The 16,987-nt window shown below is 69.1% G+C and carries 15 protein-coding genes; 5 read left to right on the top strand and 10 right to left on the bottom strand.

What is annotated here, in order from left to right:
* Position 1 precedes the first annotated feature (1 nt).
* Positions 2-778 carry an NAD(P)-dependent oxidoreductase gene (locus tag AB0J95_RS27590; RefSeq protein ID WP_364763673.1) on the top strand — a complete coding sequence of 259 codons (777 nt, stop codon included), beginning with the start codon at positions 2-4 and terminating at the stop codon, positions 776-778.
* Here the strand turns inward: AB0J95_RS27590 and kstD are convergent.
* Positions 775-2,484, bottom strand: coding sequence for a 3-oxosteroid 1-dehydrogenase (gene kstD, locus AB0J95_RS27585; RefSeq protein WP_364763670.1), 1,710 nt, complete (start codon positions 2,482-2,484; stop codon positions 775-777). The genes AB0J95_RS27590 and kstD overlap by 4 nt on opposite strands.
* A 119-nt stretch (positions 2,485-2,603) precedes the next feature.
* Complete coding sequence (locus AB0J95_RS27580; protein WP_364763790.1) at positions 2,604-3,980, bottom strand: wax ester/triacylglycerol synthase family O-acyltransferase; 1,377 nt, start codon at positions 3,978-3,980, stop codon at positions 2,604-2,606.
* A gap of 122 nt (positions 3,981-4,102) precedes the next feature.
* Between AB0J95_RS27580 and AB0J95_RS27575 the strand changes: the two genes are divergently transcribed.
* Complete coding sequence (locus tag AB0J95_RS27575; protein WP_364763667.1) at positions 4,103-4,918, top strand: oxygenase MpaB family protein; 816 nt, start codon at positions 4,103-4,105, stop codon at positions 4,916-4,918.
* A complete protein-coding gene (locus tag AB0J95_RS27570) occupies positions 4,915-5,508 on the top strand; it encodes a TetR/AcrR family transcriptional regulator (RefSeq protein ID WP_364763664.1) in 594 nt (197 codons plus the stop codon). Before AB0J95_RS27575 ends, AB0J95_RS27570 begins: the two co-directional genes overlap by 4 nt.
* On the opposite strand, the gene AB0J95_RS27565 is transcribed toward AB0J95_RS27570, so the two are convergent.
* The 3 genes from AB0J95_RS27565 to AB0J95_RS27555 form a co-directional block, all read right to left on the bottom strand.
* Positions 5,483-5,923, bottom strand: a complete 441-nt coding sequence (locus AB0J95_RS27565) for a type II toxin-antitoxin system VapC family toxin (RefSeq protein ID WP_364763662.1) — start codon at positions 5,921-5,923, stop codon at positions 5,483-5,485. The genes AB0J95_RS27570 and AB0J95_RS27565 overlap by 26 nt on opposite strands.
* A complete protein-coding gene (locus AB0J95_RS27560) occupies positions 5,913-6,182 on the bottom strand; it encodes a type II toxin-antitoxin system prevent-host-death family antitoxin (protein ID WP_364763660.1) in 270 nt (89 codons plus the stop codon). The genes AB0J95_RS27565 and AB0J95_RS27560 overlap by 11 nt, the downstream gene beginning before the upstream one ends.
* Positions 6,183-6,264: 82 nt before the next feature.
* Positions 6,265-7,347, bottom strand: coding sequence for an alcohol dehydrogenase catalytic domain-containing protein (locus AB0J95_RS27555; RefSeq protein WP_364763658.1), 1,083 nt, complete (start codon positions 7,345-7,347; stop codon positions 6,265-6,267).
* A 73-nt stretch (positions 7,348-7,420) separates the two neighbouring features.
* Between AB0J95_RS27555 and AB0J95_RS27550 the strand changes: the two genes are divergently transcribed.
* Complete coding sequence (locus AB0J95_RS27550) at positions 7,421-8,542, top strand: CaiB/BaiF CoA-transferase family protein (protein WP_364763655.1); 1,122 nt, start codon at positions 7,421-7,423, stop codon at positions 8,540-8,542.
* A gap of 2 nt (positions 8,543-8,544) precedes the next feature.
* Entirely contained in the window at positions 8,545-9,573 is a 1,029-nt protein-coding gene (locus AB0J95_RS27545; protein WP_364763653.1) for an LLM class F420-dependent oxidoreductase, read from the top strand.
* A 148-nt stretch (positions 9,574-9,721) separates the two neighbouring features.
* On the opposite strand, the gene AB0J95_RS27540 is transcribed toward AB0J95_RS27545, so the two are convergent.
* The 5 genes from AB0J95_RS27540 to AB0J95_RS27520 all read right to left on the bottom strand — a co-directional run bounded on the left by AB0J95_RS27540 (position 9,722) and on the right by AB0J95_RS27520 (position 16,982).
* On the bottom strand, positions 9,722-10,429 hold the full coding sequence (locus tag AB0J95_RS27540) for a trypsin-like serine protease (protein ID WP_364763651.1): 708 nt from the start codon (positions 10,427-10,429) through the stop codon (positions 9,722-9,724).
* 119 nt (positions 10,430-10,548) lie between these two features.
* Positions 10,549-13,173, bottom strand: coding sequence for a glycoside hydrolase family 2 TIM barrel-domain containing protein (locus tag AB0J95_RS27535; protein WP_364763649.1), 2,625 nt, complete (start codon positions 13,171-13,173; stop codon positions 10,549-10,551).
* A 289-nt stretch (positions 13,174-13,462) separates the two neighbouring features.
* Entirely contained in the window at positions 13,463-15,538 is a 2,076-nt protein-coding gene (locus AB0J95_RS27530) for a xanthine dehydrogenase family protein molybdopterin-binding subunit (protein WP_364763646.1), read from the bottom strand.
* A complete protein-coding gene (locus AB0J95_RS27525) occupies positions 15,535-16,512 on the bottom strand; it encodes a xanthine dehydrogenase family protein subunit M (RefSeq protein ID WP_364763644.1) in 978 nt (325 codons plus the stop codon). The genes AB0J95_RS27530 and AB0J95_RS27525 overlap by 4 nt, the downstream gene beginning before the upstream one ends.
* Positions 16,509-16,982: a (2Fe-2S)-binding protein gene (locus AB0J95_RS27520; protein ID WP_364763642.1), complete on the bottom strand. Its 474-nt coding sequence runs from the start codon at positions 16,980-16,982 to the stop codon at positions 16,509-16,511. The genes AB0J95_RS27525 and AB0J95_RS27520 overlap by 4 nt, the downstream gene beginning before the upstream one ends.
* Positions 16,983-16,987 lie beyond the last annotated feature (5 nt).

The raw sequence follows: 16,987 nt of genomic DNA, 5'->3' as shown, positions 1-16,987 counted from the left end.
CATGGACAAGAACCTCGCGTTTCTCGGGCTGGGCTCGATGGGCGACCCGATGGCCCGGCGGCTGATCCCGGCCGGGTACCGGCTGACCGTGTGGAACCGGACGCCCAAGGACTTCCCGGCCGAAGTCGCGGCCAGTCCGGCGGACGCGGTCCGGAACGCCGACGTGGTGATCACGATGCTGGCCGACCCGCCCGCCGTCCGCGAGGTCGTGACCGGCTTCGCAGCCGCGCTGCGACCGGGGACGACGGTGATCGACATGTCGAGCATCGGCCCGCAGGCGGTGCGGGAGGTCCGCGACCTGCTGCCGGACGGCGTCACCCTGATCGACGCGCCGGTGATGGGCAGCATCGATCGCGCGGCCGGCGGTGAGCTGTCCGTGCTGGCCGGCGGCGACGCCGACGAGGTCATGCCGATCCTGCGGGTGTTCGGCACGGTCACCCGCGCGGGCGCGCTCGGCGCCGGCGCGGCGCTGAAGATCGTCCTGATCAACGCCGTGATCAGCGGGGTCGCCGTGGTGGCCGAGGCGATGGCGCTCGCGGACGCTTTCGGCCTGCCCGAGGACATGGTGAAACGGGCGATGGCGGCCTCACCCTTGGCGGGCGTGGCCGGACGCGCGTTCGCGCAGGGCGTCTACTTCCCGGTCCGGCTGGCCGCCAAGGATGTCGGCCTGGCGACCGCGTCCGCCGACCTGCCACTGTCCACAGTGGTGCAGAACCTGCTGGACGCGGCCCCGTCGACCGAGGATCTTGCCGCGATTGTCAAGTACGCCAGGGGTTAGACGTCGTTGGCGGCGATGTAGCCGAAGGTCATCGCCGGGCCGATGGTCGAGCCCGCGCCCGCGTAGCTGTGGCCCATCACGGCCGCGCTGGCGTTCCCGGCCGCCCACAGGCCCGGGATCACGCTTCCGTCCGGTCGCAACGCGCGAGCCCGCGCGTCGGTGACGATCCCGCCCTTGGTGCCGAGATCGCCGGGGACGATCTTGAACGCGTAGAAGGGCGGCAGCCACAGTGAGGCGAGGCTGGAGGACGGGAAGACGCCGGGATCGGTGTAGTAGTGGTCGTAGGCGCTGTCGCCGCGGCGGAAGTCCAGATCCTTTCCGGAGAAGGCGAACCCGTTGAAGCGGTTGACAGTGGCCCGCAACGCTGCTGGGGGTACACCGATCCCGGTGGCCAAAGCCTCGACGGACGAGGCCTTGACGGCGGCACCGGAGGCGAACCAGTTGTCCGGCAAGGGAAGCAGCGGTGCGGTGTCGCGGAACAGGTAGCGGTTGCGGTAGTTCTGGTCGGTGATCATCCAGGCCGGGATGCACGGCGCGGACGGGTTCTTGTCGTACATCACGTGCACGACGTCGCTGTAGGGCGCGGCCTCGTTGACGAACCGCTGGCCGGCCTGGTTGATGATCAGGCTGCCGGGCAGGGTTCGTTCGGCCAGGCAGAACCACGGGCCTTCGGGCAGCGGGATCGCCGGGCCCCACCAGGCGTCGTCCATCAGCGCCAGGTCCGCACCCGCTCGTTGTCCCGCCCGGATCCCGTCGCCGGTGTTGGACGCCGCACCGACCGTCCACTGTGTAGTGATCGGTTGACGTTGGTACTGCACGCGCATTTCCGTGTTGTGCTCGAACCCGCCCGACCCGATGATCACGCCGCGGGTGGCCCGGAACAGGCCCTGGGGCGTCTGAACACCCACCACACGGCCGTTCTCGATCTTCAGGTCCTGCAACGGCGTGTTGAGCAGCACGGGAACACCGGCGGCCAGCAAACCGGCACGCAGGCTTCCGGCGAGCGATTGGCCCATGGTCAACGGTTTCTGGCCCGCGGCGGCCGCAGCTGCGCCGCGGGCCAGGCATTCCGCGGCCACCGCGAACCCCTTCGGGTGCACGGCAGCGAGGTTGAGCCACTTGTAGTCGGCGCCGTAGACCACCATGCCCGCGGGCACGTTCAGGTACGACGGGTTCAGCCGGGCCAGCTCGGCGCCCAAGATGTTGCCGTCCAACACCTCCGGCTCGATCGAGCGGCCGTTCGGCATCCCGCCGGGCAGTTCCGGGTAGTAGTCGCTGTAGCCGGGCATGAACCGGAACCGCAGCGGGCTGTTGGCCATGACGAACGAGATCATCGCCGGCCCGTTGGCCAGATACGCCTGCTGCCGGGCCAGGGACGATCCCGTGCCCACGACCGCCGACAGGTAGGCGGCTGCTTTCGCCGGGGTGTCAGGCACTCCGGCGGCCAGGATGACCTGGTTGTTCGGGATCCACACCGCCGCACCGGAACGCGCCAGCGAACCGCCGTAGACCGACGCCTTCTCCAGCACGACAACGCGAAGCCCGCGCTTGGCGGCGGTCAACGCGGCCGTCATCCCAGCGGCACCCGCGCCGACGACGACCACGTCGTACTCCTGGTCCGCCGAGGCGGCGGGCGGGTTGGTCAGGCCCGCGGCGAGCGCGAGACCGGCTCCGGCGAGAACATGGCGACGGGAAACCTGAGGCATGGCGCACTCCATCGGCAGTGATGGCTGGGCAGCGTCAAAGTTAGAACGCGTTTCAGCCGCGAGCAATCCGTCAAATGGCTCACTCGCTTACCAACGCCGATGGAGCGCTGGAACCTGTTTCAGGACTTGACCGCGGTCTCCAGCTCGACCAGGGACTCGTCCAGGTGGGTGAGCATGCGCTGCAGGTGCGGCACGTTGCGGCGGCAGCCGGTCAGGCCGAAGTTCAGCGCGCCCGCGTAGCTGGTGATCGTGATGTTCAGCGCCTGGCCGTCGTACGGGATCGACAGCGGGTACATGCCCTGCAGCCTGGCCCCGTTCCAGTACAACGGTTTCTGCGCGCCCGGCACGTTCGAGATGATCAGGTTGAACGGCGGCGGAGTGAGCTTCACGACCCCCGGGATCGGCGCGAACGCCAGCGGCGCCATGGTCAGCCCGGACAACGCGAGGATCTGCAACGGGCTCAGCTCGGCCAGCGAGCGCTTGGCCACCTGGGCGGACTGCTGGATCGCGGCGAACCGCTCGGCCGGGTCGGACAGGTGCGTGCCGAGGTTCACCAGGATCGCGCCGACCGAGTTGCCGCTCGCCTCGGACTTCTTCTGCTTGCCGCGCAACGATACCGGCACCATCGCGATCAGCGGCCGGTCCGGCAGCGCGTCCAGCTGCATCAGGTACCGGCGCAGCGCACCCGCGCACATCGCCAGCACGACGTCGTTCAGCGTGGCGCCGGTGACCTTGCGGATCGCCTTGATCCGGTCGAGGTCCCACTTCTGCGCGGCGAACCGGCGGGCGCCGGTGATCTGCACGTTGAAGATCGTCCGCGGCGCCTGGAACGGCAGCACCGAAGCCTGTTCGCGCAGCGCGGTGTTCGCGTTCCTCACCACCGCCGGCAGCACCCCGGCGAGGTCGGAAGTCATGTCCCGCAACGACTCCAGCAACGCCAGCGGTCCGCCGTGGCCGTTGGTCGCCGGCTTTTCGAGCGGCGGCACGGCCCAGACCGGCGGCATGTTCATCGTCGACGGGTCGGCCGACAGCGCGCGGTTGGCCAGGATGATCGAGGACACGCCGTCCATCAGCGCGTGGTGCACCTTGGAGTAGGTCGCGAACCGGTTGCCCTCCAGGCCCTCGATCAGCGAGAACTCCCACAGCGGGCGGTGCCGGTCGAGCAGCGAGCCGTGCAGCCGGGACACCAGCTCCAGCAGCTCACGCACCCGGCCGGGGCGCGGCAGCGCGGAGAACCGGACGTGGTACTCCATGTCCAGCAGGTCGTCGTGCGACCAGGACCACTGGCCGAGGCTGCTCACCGGGCGTCGCGGCCGCTGCCGGAACAGCTCCTGCACGCCTGCCTCGTCGCCGATCAGCGAGTGGTACATCTGGTTGAGGTAGTCCGGCCCGGCGCCCTCGGGCAGCTCGTACAGCTGCAGCCCGCCGACGTGCATCGGATGTTCCCGGGACTCGCCCAAAAGGAACATGGAGTCCGTTACTGGCATGACCGGTATGCGCGGCATGAGCGCCTCCTGTTCCCCTGTCTGGCCTGGAGAAACTACCACCACGGAGGGTAGCGGTGAAGATCAGGCAGTGATACAAATGATGTATCACCGTCTCGGACGGAGGTGGGTCGATGGCAGTCCTGGGACCCGGCTCGGTGGCGTGGCGGACCGCCTTGGACTGGCGGCTGCTGCTCGGTTCCGGGCGAGCCCTGCTGTTGCAGGTCGCGCACCCGACGGTCGGCGCCGGGGTGGCGCAGTACTCGAACTACCGGGCCGAACCGTGGCAGCGGCTGCAACGGACGGTCGACTCGATGATGCTCCAGACGTTCGGCGGCGAGCGCGCGGCTGCCGAGGCGCGGCGGCTGCGTGAGCTGCACCGCGGCTTCACCGGCGTCGACCACCACGGCAACCGGTACAGCGCGCTGAACCCGGACGCCTACTGGTGGGTGCACGCGACCCTGTTCGAGGGCGCGCTCGACGTGCACCGGAACTTCGGCACACCTTTGCCAGTTTCGGTGCAGCGCGAGTACTACGCGGAATGGCGGTCGCTCGGCGAGCTGCTCGGCATCAAGCCGCACCGGATGCCGGTGACGCTCGAGGGGTTCTGGGACTATTTTTCCGGCATGGTGGTCAACCACTTGGAGGACAACAAGAGCGTGCGCGACCTGCTGGACGCCCTGGGCGAGCGGCATCCGCTGCAGCCGCCGTGGTGGCCGCTGCCGTCGGCGATGTGGCGCGCGGCCGGGCCGATCGGGGCGCGGACGATGATGACGGCCACCGTGGGCACGCTGCCGCCGGTGTTCCGGGAGCGCCTCGGTCTACAGTGGACTCGCTGGGACGAGCGCAGGCTGGATGTGCTCAAGAAGGCCGTGCGGGTGGCGATGCCGATGGTTCCGGTGAGGTACCGCTACCACCCGATGGCCCTGGCCGCCCGGCTCGCTTCGTGACCGACGAGGTCGTCACCAAGATCCTGGACGCGGCCTTGGCCGTGTACGAGGAGTTCGGGCTGCGACGGTCCACAATGGACGATGTGGCCCGGCAGGCGGGTCTCGGCCGCGCGACCGTGTACCGGCGGTTCCCGCAGAAGGGCGACCTCGTCACGGCTGTGGGCTTGCGGGAGGTGTCCCGGTTCCTGGCCGGGGTGGACGCGGAGATCGGCAAGGCCGGGTCGCCGCAGGACCGGCTGGTGGAGGGGTTCGTCGCCGTGGTGCGCGGCCTGCGCCGGCACCCGCTGCTCAACCGGTTGCTGTCCAGCGAACCCGAGGCCATCCTGCCCGGCCTGACCCTGACCGGCGGCCCGATCATCGCCATGGCCCGCGACTACCTCGCCCAGAAGATCCGCGAGGACCAGCAGGCCGGTTCGCTCGGCGAGTTCGACCCGGAACCGCTGGCCGAGCTGCTCGCCCGGCTGATCCACTCCATGGTGCTCACCCCCGACGGCCGCATCCCGGCCGCGGACGAACGCGAGATGCGCACCTTCGCCCGCGCCTACCTGGTCCCGTTGCTGGACATCAAGGTTTCGTCGTCGGATGCGTGACCGGCACGACGGTGACCAGGTCCTCGAGTCCCTTGAAGTCGTCCGGGTTCGTGGTGAACAGCGGGAGCCCCTCCACCAGCGCGGTGGCGGCGATCATCAGGCCGGCCGTCCGGCGCCGCGGCCGGCGTCCGTAAGCCACGACGGCCGCGGACAACCGCCCGTAGGCCCTCGCCGCCTCGGCCTCGAACGGGATGGGGTCGAACTCGCTTTCCGCGCGCTGCAACACATCCATCCGCCGCGCGCGTTCGATGTGCTCGTCGTAGCCGGGGTGGCCGGGCCGGACCAGGTGCGGCCCGGCGGAGAGCTCGGCGAGGCTGATGGCGCTGATCGCCACCTCCCCGGGCAGCTCGGCCGGGTCGATCCACCGGCGCAGGATCAGGATGTCGGTGTCGATCAGGCCCTGGTCAGCGCTCATAGGGGTCGTCGATCCCCTGCTCCATCGCCGCGTCCTGGTCGGCCCGGAAGACCTCGATGTCGACCGCCGCGGCGACCCGCGACGACGCGGCGAACTCCGCCCGCGGGACGAACCGGCGCCGCCGGCGCAGCGGGATCAGCTCGCCGATGTGCCGCCCGTCGCGGGTGACGATGTACGAGCCCCCGTTCTCGACCGTGTCCATGATCTCCTTGGACCTGTTGCGCAGATCCCGCTGGGTGATCTCAGGCTGGACGCTCATACCCCCAGTCTCGCCGGATGTGGCACCGCGTGCTACTTGGTGCCACATCCTGCGCACGCTGTCAGCACCCTGACCCCCAGCCTCAGCTGTCGAACACGAGCAGGGAACGGGCGCCGGTGCCCGACTTCATGCGTTCGAAGGCTTCTGTCACGCCGTCGAGGCCGATTCGGTGCGAGACGAGGGGTTCGAGGTCCAGGCGGCCCAGTTCGATCTGGGTGGCGAGGAGGGGGATGTCGCGGTTGGGGTCGCCGGAGCCGTAGACGGAGACGCCGATGGTGCGGGCGAAGTGGTAGAGCTCGAGGGCGTTGAACGACACGGTGTCATCGCGGCGGCCGACGCCGACGACGGTGACGCGGCCGCCGCGGCGGGTGGATTGCCAGGCCGTGCGGATGGTGGCCGAGTGGCCGACGCATTCGAGGGCGTGGTCGGCACCGCGGCCGTCGGTGAGGCCGCGGATCTCCTTCGCGAGCTTGTCGTGGGACACCAGGAAGTGGGTGGCGCCCGCGGTGCGCGCGAGTTCTTCCTTGTCCGGGCTGATGTCCACGGCGATGATCGGGCCCGCGCCGGCCAGGTGGGCGCCGAGCAGTGCGGACAGGCCGACGCCTCCGAGGCCGATGACGACCACGGACTCACCGGGGCGCACGGCGGCGGTGTTGCGCACGGCGCCGACGCCGGTGACCACGGCGCACCCGAGCAGCGCGGCGACATCAAGCGGAACGCCAGGCGCAAGCGGTACGACAGCGTCTGTGGGCAGCACGATCTCCTCAGCGAACGCACCGACCCCAAGAGTCACGTGCAGCGGGTCCCCGCCGATCGTTCCCCGGACCGGACTCACGTTCCCCTCGACGGCTGTGCACAGCCACGGCTGCGAGTTCAGGCAGAACCAGCACCGGCGGCACGCGGGCGCCCAGTTCACCACCACCCGGTCGCCGACCTCGAGACCCGTCACGTCCGACCCCACGGCGGCGATGGTCCCGGCGGCTTCATGGCCCAGGACCAGCGGGAACGCGGGCGTGAACGTCCCGTTCGTCATGGAGAGGTCGGAGTGGCAGACCCCGGCGGCGGCGACCTTGACCCGGACGTCGTGCGGGCCGAGATCCGGCAGCTCGATGGCGGTGACCTCGATGTCCTGTCCTGCTCCGTGCACCACGGCGGCATTCACCATGGGGTGATTGTCACATCTATCCGTACAGCGTTAGGTATAAAGTCGCCGTACTGGCGAGTAGGAGGGTGTCCGCATGGGTCCACTCGCGGGACTGAGGGTCGTGGAGCTGGCCGGGATCGGGCCGGCGCCGTTCTGCGCCATGTTGCTGGCCGATCTGGGCGCCGACGTGGTCCGCGTCGACCGGCCGAACTCGTCACCCGTGGCCGGGCCGCCCTCGCGGGACCTGCTCAACCGCGGCAAACGCTCGGTCATGGTCGACCTGAAGAACGACCGCGGCGCGGAGGTCGTGCTGCGCCTCGCCGCGAAGGCCGACGTGCTGATCGAGGGCTACCGGCCGGGCGTCGCCGAACGCCTGGGCATCGGCCCCGAGCAGTGCTTCGAACGCAACCCCAGGCTCGTGTACGGCCGGATGACCGGCTGGGGCCAGGACGGCCCGCTGGCGCAGTCCGCGGGACATGACATCGCGTACATCGGCATCACCGGCGTGCTGCACGCTCTCGGGCGCGCAGGAGGGCCGCCGCAGGTGCCGTTGAACCTGGTCGGCGACTTCGGCGGCGGCGCGCTGTACCTGGCCGTGGGCATTCTCGCCGCCCTGCGGTCCGGCAAGGGGCAGGTCGTTGACGCCGCGATCGTCGACGGCGCCGCACACCTCGCCACGATGATCTTCGGGCTCGTCTCCGCCGGGGTCTGGCAGCCGACGCGTGGGGTGAACCTGCTCGACACCGGCGCCCCGTTCTACGACGTCTACGAGACCTCCGACGGCGAGTACATGGCGGTCGGGCCGCTGGAGCGCCAGTTCTACGCGGAGTTCGTGCGGCTGCTGGGGGTGCGGGACGCGCCCGGGCAGTTCGACATCCCGCACTGGCCCGAGCTGCGGAAGCGGTTCGCCGAGGCGTTCGCGACCCGCACGCGCGCCGAGTGGACGGCGGTCTTCGAGGGGACCGACGCGTGCGTCGCGCCGGTGTTGTCCCTCACCGAAGCGCCGCAGCACCCGCACATCGCCGAGCGCGGCACGTTGGTGGACAAGGACGGCATGGTCCAGCCCGCGCCCGCACCCCGGTTCTCCGCGACGCCGGCGGAGCTCACCACCCCGCCCGCTCGCCCCGGTGAGCACACCCGGAACGCCTTGGCGGACTGGGGGTTTGACGACATCGATGACCTCATGGCGCACGGCGCTGTGCGAGAGCAAGGATGACCATGAAGATCAGCACGCAGTTGATGTACGCGGGTAACCCCAAGGAACTCATCGAGCACGTCGTCGCGCTGGAGAACGCGGGCCTGGACACCGTGTGGGTGGCCGAGGCGTACGGGTTCGACTCGCCGACCCTGATGGGCTACATCGCCGCCAAGACCTCCCGCGTGCAGATCGGCTCCGCGATCCTGCCGATCTACTCGCGTACCCCCGCGCTGATCGCCCAGACCGCCGCAGGCCTCGACGCCGTCTCCGGCGGCCGCGCCATCCTCGGCCTCGGCGCCTCGGGACCGCAGGTCATCGAAGGCTGGCACGGCGTCGCCTACGACAAGCCGCTCGGCCGCACCCGCGAGGTCATCGACATCTGCCGCCGCATCTGGCGCCGCGAGGTCATCACCAACACCGGCAACTACAACATCCCGTTGCCCGAAGGCCAGGGCACCGGCCTCGGCAAGCCGCTGAAGATCCTGACCCACCCGGTCCGCCCCGAGATCCCCATCTACGTGGCCTCGCTGGGCGACAAGAACGTCCAGATGACGGCCGAGATCGCCGACGGCTGGCTGCCCACGCTGTTCATCCCGGAGAAGGCCCAGTCGGTGTGGGGCCAGTCCCTGGCCGCGGGCAAGCAAAAGCGCGACCCGGCACTGGGCGAGCTGGAGATCGTCGCGGGCGGCATGCTCGCGATCGGCGATGACGTGACCGGCCTGCGGGACGCCTCGCGGCCCTACATCGCCCTGTACGTCGGCGGAATGGGCGCCCGCGGCCGCAACTTCTACAACGACCTCGCCAAGCGGTACGGCTTCGAGGCGGAGGCGGAGAAGATCCAGGAGCTGTACCTCGCCGGCAAGAAGGACGAGGCCGCGGCCGCCGTGCCCGCCGAGTTCGCGGAGCTGACGAACCTCATCGGACCGGCCGGTTACGTGAAGGAACGCCTGCAGGCCTTCAAGGAAGCCGGCGTCACCAGCCTCAACGTCACCCCCATCGGCGAGAACCCCGTCGCCCTCATCGAACAGATCAAGGAGTGGCTCGCGTAACCACCCTACCGAGTATTTCGACTGGGGGTGGGAGGCAAACCCCGGCGGCGGTTCGATTTTGTGCGCCGCAGGGGTCCCACACAAAATCGAACCGCTCCCAGCCACAAGAGCCGCCTAAGGCATCGAGGAGCCGGAACTCCACAAAGGACTAAACTCCGGCAGTGTTCCGGATGAAGGTCCGGTTTGCCGCGACACTCGCGTAGTTCTGGATCCCCTGAGGGTTCGAGCCCGAGTTGCCAGCCGTCGAGGCCACACCGACCTGAACGCCGTTGGAAAGCTCAGGGCCGCCCGAGTCACCGTGCCAGGCGGCGCCGTTGATGCCGCGGCTCGCGATAGCCCTGCCACCAAAGGCATCCGTACTACGACCGGTCACCCGGACGTTCGCGGTCTTCAACACCGGCGAGGGTGGGCTCTGGTTCAAGGTCCGGCCCCAGCCGTAGATCTGGTTGGTCGCACCCGTTGCGGGGTCGGCACTTCCGAGGCGCATGAAGGTGGTGTTGATGCCCGCGGTGAGGTGCAGCAGGGCGATGTCGCCGTTGGGGGAGATCACCTTGCGGTCGACCGTGCCGCGCGTGCCCTGACCGAAGTTGACGTTCCCGACCAGGACATGCATCGGGGCGCTGGTGACGCAGTGCTGGGCGGTCATGACCCACTGCGCCGCGATGATGGTGCCCGAGCACTCGAAGCCGCCGAACTCGCTTCCGCCCTGGTCCCAGTAGATCTGCGCGCCCCACGGGGCCGAGCTCACCGTGCCGCCGCCGATGATGGCGGGGGCGGCGGGCTCTGCCTGAGCGGCGGGGGCGACGACACTTAACGCAGCCGCGCACACCGCGGCGGCGACGACCGATTTACGCATTTCAGTCCTTCCGACGACCATTGCAGGGAGTCGTTCGTGACTGCGAAAACTAATGGTGTCGCAAGGAGTTCGGTACCGACGAACGTCGGGCCCGGCAAAGGCCGGGCCCGGCGATTCGGTCAGAGTGTGCGTTTCGGGATGTTGATCCCGGACAGTTCGACCGCGGGGCCGGCGCCGCCGAGGTCCGCGGTCCGGTAGGTGGCCGTCAGGGTCAGGGTTTCGCCCGGCCACAACGACACGTAGTTGTCCGACCAGTCGGCTGGCAGGACTTCGGCGCCGCCGTTGCCCTTGCGGACGCTGGCCCGCAGGAAGAAGGCCAGGTTGCCGCCGTTGTTGGTGAGGGTGACGGTGGTGCGGGTGTTCTCACCCTCCACAGTGGACGACTTGGTGGCGTTGACCGAACCGGTGGGCAGGCTGGTGACGCCCTTGAGGTTCGCGTACCCGGACTGCGGCGTGAAGTACCAGTCGGAACCGCCGTAGTTCAACGTGTCGGCGGTCGTGGACAACCAGTACACGTTCCGGTCGATGACCTGACCGGACGAGTTCTTCAACAACAGCCGCGCGAAGTACGTCGACGACAACCCACTCGGCTGCGGCAGGTTGCCGACCCGCACGGAACCGTTGGCACTGGCCGTAACCGACCGGGTCTCGTTGGCCTTCTGCGTGCCATCCGCGTTGAACACGGTCACCTGCACGCTGAGTCCAGACACACTTTGCAGACCGGTGTTCACAACGGCAAGTGACTTGTCGTCGTAGGAGTACTGAACGTGCAACGGCCGCAGAGCCGTCTTGGCGCCGAAGTACGAACCCGCGGTGGCCAGGTTGTAGTCGTACAGGTGCCAGAACAGCTTGGGCCACGGGTCGTTCATCATCCAGTAGATCACGCCGGTGGCGGGTTTACCGGTATCCGAGAAGTCCCGGCCGAACGCCTCGAACTGGGCGCGGTTCGTCTCGTAGTTGGCCAGCTGCGCCTTGCGGACGAAGTCGTCCACATCGGACGGAGCGCCGTAGCGGTTGTTCAACGCCGTGCCCCAGAAGGAGAACTTGCCGAACGTGCCGCTGGGCGAGAGGTGGTACTGCGCGGTGTTGTAGTTGGTCAGCTTGTTGATGTCCGCCGTGGACAGGAACTTCTTCAGCTCGTCCATCTCCGGGATGGTCGGGCCGGGGCCGATCTCCGAGGCGAACCCGGCCGCCCCGCCGAGCTGGTCGTTGTACCAGTAGACCGGCGGCTCCCACCAGTACGGGCCGTCCATCTTCATCCCGGAGTTGCCCAGCTGCGGCGAGCTCGCGTTGGCCGCGGAGGCGATCACCGGCAGGGTCCACTCGGCCCGGTTCAACGCGTCCAGGTAGATCTTCTCCTGGGCCGCTGGCGGGGCGTTGTCGCTGCCGATCATGAACCCGATGACGCTGGGGTGGTTGCGGATCCGCTTGGCCTCGCTCTCCGCGGACTCCCCGGCAACGCGGTTCTTCTCGGCGTTGAACGAACCGTAGTTCTCCCAAGCCGAACAGCACTCCCAGCCGGTCAGGATCATGATCCCGAGCCGGTCGGCCACATCGTAGAACTCGTCGTTCTCCGGCTTGCCCTCCAGCCGGATGGTGTTCAGGTTCATCGACCGGACCAGGTTCAGCTGGTCGGTGATCTTGCGGACATCGGTGCGCAGGAACAGATCCGACGCCCAGCCGCCACCGCGGACGAGGAACGGCTTGCCGTTCACCGAGAACTGCCGCCCGCCCTTGTTCAGCGACGAGGTGACCTCGCGGATGCCGAACGACGTGCTGGCGTTGTCAGATTCCACGCCGCCAACGGATGCCGTCACCGACGCGTTGTACATCGGCTGGCCGCCCATGGTGAACGGCCACCACACGCGCGGGTTCGTCAGGTGCAGCGCGGGGGTGTTCGACGGGTTGAACGTGACCGTCTTGGTCTCCTTGGCCGCCAGCGAGACCGTCTGGCGGAAGGTGATGTTGTCGATCGTGCCCGCCACCTCGGTTGATACCGCCGCGGTGGAATCGTTGCGGGCACTCACTTTCACCGTCAGGTCGGCCGTGCTCGTGCTGGGCAGCGGCAGATCCGTGGCGACCCGCAGGTCCCGCAGCGAGACCGCGCCGCTGCTGGCCAGCTGCACGTCCCGGAACAGGCCCTGGTTGCGGTCCGGCGGCAGTTGGGTCCAGTCCACGAAGTGGATCAGCAGGTCGGCGGACGGGTTGGACGGCATCGCCTTGATCGCCACGGCGTTGGCGCCATTGCGGACCAGCGAGGTCACGTCGTACTCACGGGTGGGATAGGCGCCGATCACGGTGTCGGTGCCGGCGAGTTTGGTGCCGTTGAACCAGATCTCGCCGCGGCCGAGCACCCCACCCTTGAGTTTCAGGAAGGTGTGCGTACCCGTGGCGGGCGTGGCGGTGAACCCCTTGCGGTACCACCACGGCACTTTGAAGTCGTTTGCGTTGGCCTTCTTCAGGTTCTCGCTGAAGTTCACGTCGCCATAGCGGTTGTTGGCGACCAGGCCGGCCATCACGGTCGACCGGGCGGGAACCTGCAGCCAGCTGGAGTCGTTGAAGCCCGGCGCGGAGATCACGTCGCCGGACTGGGTCGCGGTGCTGCTGGTCTGCAGCCGCCAGTCCGGGATCGTCGTGATCTGACCTGCGGAGATCTGCAGAGGCGCAGCGTCGCTCGGATGGCTCAACGGGATGAACATGACCAAGCTCGCTGCGAGCGCCAGGCAAACACGCCGACGTCTCATGGGACGCTCCTGTGCGATACGAGGCGGCGCGGACAGTGATTGCGCCACTACTCTCGCGGTTCGCCCGGTATTTGGCAAGAGCCCTGCCGAACGCCCCCGGATGCGGACATCCGGGGGCCAGGCCGTGTTTCAGGTGTCCCGATCGCGATAGCCGGGCCGGATGCGGCCCCTGGCGCCCCCGCCGGGGCGCCCAAAGACAACCAGTATTCGCGGCGCCCCGGCGGCGACGCCAGGAACCACCCCGATCCCGGCTCTCATCGACCGGGACACCTGAAACACGACCAGTGGATCACAGCAGGTCGTGGATGCGGATAGGCAGGTCACGCACCCGGCGGCCGGTGGCGTGGAACACGGCGTTGGCGATCGCGGCCGACACGCCGGTCGCACCAAGCTCACCGATGCCTTTGGCGCCAACGGGACTGGCGATCCGGTCTGCTTCGTCGACGAACGAGACGTCGATCGAGCCGATGTCCGCGTTCACCGGGACCACGTACCCGGCGAGGTTGCGGGACAGGAACCGGCCCATCGTCGGCTCCATCACCGACTTCTCCAGCAGGGCCTGGCCGAGGCCCCAGATGATGCCGCCGCTCATCTGGCTGCGCGCGGCGAGCTGGTTGATGATCCGGCCCGCGCTGTACACCGCGACGATCCGCGGCACCCGCACGAGCCCGAGGTCCTCGTCCACCCTGACCTCGGCGAACACCGCGCCATAGGTCTGGATCGAGTAGCCACCGGACGCCTCGTCCGGCGCCCAGCGGGCCTCGGCGTCGACGAACTCCAGCCCCGCGGCGTCGACCATCGCGCCCAGCTGGTCGCCGGGCTGCGCCTGGAGCTTCTCCAGCACCTCGGTCGCGGCCGCCTGAACGGCCGAACCCAGTGCGCCGGTGGAGATCGAGCCGACCGTGCCGGAGTGCGGCGGGAACGACGAGTCGCCGTGCCGCACCTCGACATCCGCCGGGTCGACACCGAGCACCTCGCCCGCCACGAGCTGGACCATCCCGGGCAGGCCGCTGCCGATCTCCTGCATGCCGGTCTCCACAACGACATGACCGTCGCTGCCGACCCGGACCCGTGCCGAGGAAGGCATCCGGAACGCGGGCATCGTCGAAACCGCCACGCCCCAGCCGATCAGGTCGTTGCCGTCGCGCATGCCCGGCTTGCGGTCGGCCCAGCCGAACTTCGCAGCGCCCTGCCGCAGGCACTCGACCAGCGAGCGCTGCGAGAACGGCTTGCCGTCCATCGGGTTGACCGCAGGCTCGTTGCGGATCCGGAACTCCACCGGGTCGATGCCCAGCTCGTGCGCGAGCTCGTCGACCGCGGACTCGAGCGCGAACTGGCCCATGCCCTCCATCGGGGCCCGCATCGGGGTCGGCTGCGGCCGGTCGACCTCGCGGATCCGGTTGTGCACCTCGATGTTCGGGCTGTCGTAGAGCCAGGTCGACGCGGAGGTTGTGGCCTCGTAGTACTGGCCCACTCGCGCGGCCGCGTTCACACCGTAGTGCCGGACCGCGGTGAGCTTGCCGTCGTTGGTGGCGGCCAACGTGACCTCGTGCGCGGTCGCCGGCTGGTGACCACTCAACGAGAACATCTGCGCCCGCGTCATCACCAGCTTGACCGCCCGGCCCGATGCCTTGGCAGCGGCCGCGGCCAACAACAAGTGCGGCCACACATAGCCTTTCGACCCGAACCCGCCGCCGACGAACGGGCAGATCACCCGCACGTGCTCGGCCGGGACGCCGAACGCGGTCGCCACCACCGGCTGGGCCATCGCCGCGGCCTGCACGGAACTGTGCAGGACGACCTCCTCGCCCTCCCACCACGCGATGGTCGCCGAGGGCTCGATCGCGCTGTGGTGCCGGTCTGAGGTGGTGTAGGCGGCCGTGATCGTCTTGTCCGCCGCGGCCAGACCGGCCTGGTGGTCGCCTTTCACGGCGTCCAGCGGGATCCATTGCGGGCCGCCCGGGCCGATGTCCTCGGCCTGGTCGAACATCAGTGGCGTGCCGGTGTCCGCGTAGGTCGCGGTGACCAGCTGGGCCGCGTGCTGCGCCTGTTCCAGCGTTTCGGCGAGCACCAGGGCGATCGGCTGGCCGTCGTAGTGAATCTTGTCCTGCTGCAACGGGATCACCGAGTGGCCGAGCATCGGCGCCTGCATCGCGACCATCGGCACGAAGTTCGTGTGGTCGTAGGCCTCGATGACGCCCGGCGCGTCCAACGCCGCCTTGAGGTTCACCTCGACAACACGTCCAAAGGGGACGGTCGCGGGTGCGAGGGCGGCGTAGACCACGTCCGGGACCTGGGTGTCCGCGGCGTAGGTGGCCCGCCCGGTGAGCTTGGCCGGACCGTCTGGCCGGATCAGGCTGGTCATACCGCACCACCCGCCGTCATCAGGGCCCGCACGGCCGCGCGCTGGGCGAGGATCACCTTGTACTCGTTCCCCGCCAGCGGGCGGGCATCCACAAAGGACTGTTCAATGGCCCGGCCGAGCGCGGCTTTGTCGTCAATGGCAACGCCGGAAAGCGCGGCCTCGGCAGCGGTCAGCCGCCAGGGCCGGTGGGCGACCCCGCCCAGAGCCACGTGTGCCGAGGCGATCTCGTTGCCCGCCAACGAGACCGCCGCCGCGGCGGAGACAACCGCGAACTCGTAGGACACCCGCTCCCGGACCTTGAGGTAGAACGAGTTCGGCGCGATGTACGGGAGCTCGACCGCGACGATCAGCTCGTCCGGCCGCAGCTCGGTGGTCCTGGCAGGCTCGTCCCCGGGAAGCGTGTGGAACTCGGTCGCCGGGATCCGGCGCTCGCCTTCGGCGCTGCGCACCACGATCGTGGCGTCCAACGCGGCCAAGGCGACAGCCAGGTCGGAGGGGTGCGTGGCGACGCACTGCTCGCTCCAGCCGAAGATGGCCAGACCGCCTGTCTCCCCAGACAGTGCCGAGCAGCCGCTGCCCGGTTCCCTTTTGTTGCAAGGAACCGGCGTGTCCGAGCGGAAGTACGGGCAGCGGGTGCGCTGCTGCAGGTTGCCGCCGATGGTCGCCATGTTGCGCAGCTGCGGCGAAGCCGCCCGCAGCAACGACTCGGCGAGCACCGGGTAGTTGCGTCGCACCCACGGGCTCGCCTGCACCTCGCTCATCGTGGTCAGCGCGCCGATGCGCAGGACATGGGCTTCCTCGATGCCGCGCAGCGGCAACCGGGTGATGTCGACCAGCCGGTCCGGCTGCTCGATGCCCTCCTTGAGCCAGTTCACCAGCTCGGTACCGCCGGCCATCAGCTGCGTTCCGGGCTCGGCCAGTGCGGCCAGCGCCTCCTCGACGCTGTCCGCCCGGGCGTAGGTGAATGTCTTCATTGGACACTCGCCTCCGTGACCGCGGCGACGATCTGCGGGTAGGCGGCGCAGCGGCAGATGTTGCCGCTCATCCACTCCTTGATCTCCTCGGGCGACCCGGCGTGCCCCTCCTGGATGCAGGCCACGGCCGAGAGCACCTGGCCGGGCGTGCAGAAGCCGCACTGGAACGCGTCGTTGACGTGGAAGGCCCGCTGGACCGGATGCAGTTCGCCCTCGGCGGACAGTCCCTCGATCGTGGTGATCGAGGCCCCCTCGGCGGCGACCGCGAGCATCATGCAGGACAACACGCGCTTGCCGTCCAGCAGGACCGTGCACGCTCCGCACTCGCCGCGGTCGCAGCCCTTCTTGGTCCCGGTCAGCCCGAGCCGCTCACGCAGCGCGTCTACCAGGGTCGTTCGCGGATCAACGGGGAAGCTGCGGACTTCCCCGTTGACCGTGAGTGTCGTTTGCTCAGTGTGGTGGGAACTCACTCCAC

It is taken from the genome of Actinocrispum sp. NPDC049592 (assembly GCF_040675465.1).
Lineage (GTDB): Bacteria > Actinomycetota > Actinomycetes > Mycobacteriales > Pseudonocardiaceae > Kibdelosporangium.
This window is presented reverse-complemented; position numbering and strand designations above follow the sequence as displayed.

Bases quoted from the DNA above. Each gene is read 5' to 3' on its own strand.
- AB0J95_RS27590 (WP_364763673.1), top strand. From the start codon at position 2: ATGGACAAGAACCTCGCGTTTCTCGGGCTGGGCTCGATGGGCGACCCG.
- AB0J95_RS27535 (WP_364763649.1), bottom strand. From the start codon at position 13,173: ATGAGACGTCGGCGTGTTTGCCTGGCGCTCGCAGCGAGCTTGGTCATG.
- AB0J95_RS27525 (WP_364763644.1), bottom strand. From the start codon at position 16,512: ATGAAGACATTCACCTACGCCCGGGCGGACAGCGTCGAGGAGGCGCTG.
- AB0J95_RS27550 (WP_364763655.1), top strand. From the start codon at position 7,421: ATGGGTCCACTCGCGGGACTGAGGGTCGTGGAGCTGGCCGGGATCGGG.
- AB0J95_RS27545 (WP_364763653.1), top strand. From the start codon at position 8,545: ATGAAGATCAGCACGCAGTTGATGTACGCGGGTAACCCCAAGGAACTC.
- AB0J95_RS27560 (WP_364763660.1), bottom strand. From the start codon at position 6,182: ATGAGCGTCCAGCCTGAGATCACCCAGCGGGATCTGCGCAACAGGTCC.
- AB0J95_RS27540 (WP_364763651.1), bottom strand. From the start codon at position 10,429: ATGCGTAAATCGGTCGTCGCCGCCGCGGTGTGCGCGGCTGCGTTAAGT.
- AB0J95_RS27575 (WP_364763667.1), top strand. From the start codon at position 4,103: ATGGCAGTCCTGGGACCCGGCTCGGTGGCGTGGCGGACCGCCTTGGAC.
- AB0J95_RS27565 (WP_364763662.1), bottom strand. From the start codon at position 5,923: ATGAGCGCTGACCAGGGCCTGATCGACACCGACATCCTGATCCTGCGC.
- kstD (WP_364763670.1), bottom strand. From the start codon at position 2,484: ATGCCTCAGGTTTCCCGTCGCCATGTTCTCGCCGGAGCCGGTCTCGCG.
- AB0J95_RS27530 (WP_364763646.1), bottom strand. From the start codon at position 15,538: ATGACCAGCCTGATCCGGCCAGACGGTCCGGCCAAGCTCACCGGGCGG.
- AB0J95_RS27555 (WP_364763658.1), bottom strand. From the start codon at position 7,347: ATGGTGAATGCCGCCGTGGTGCACGGAGCAGGACAGGACATCGAGGTC.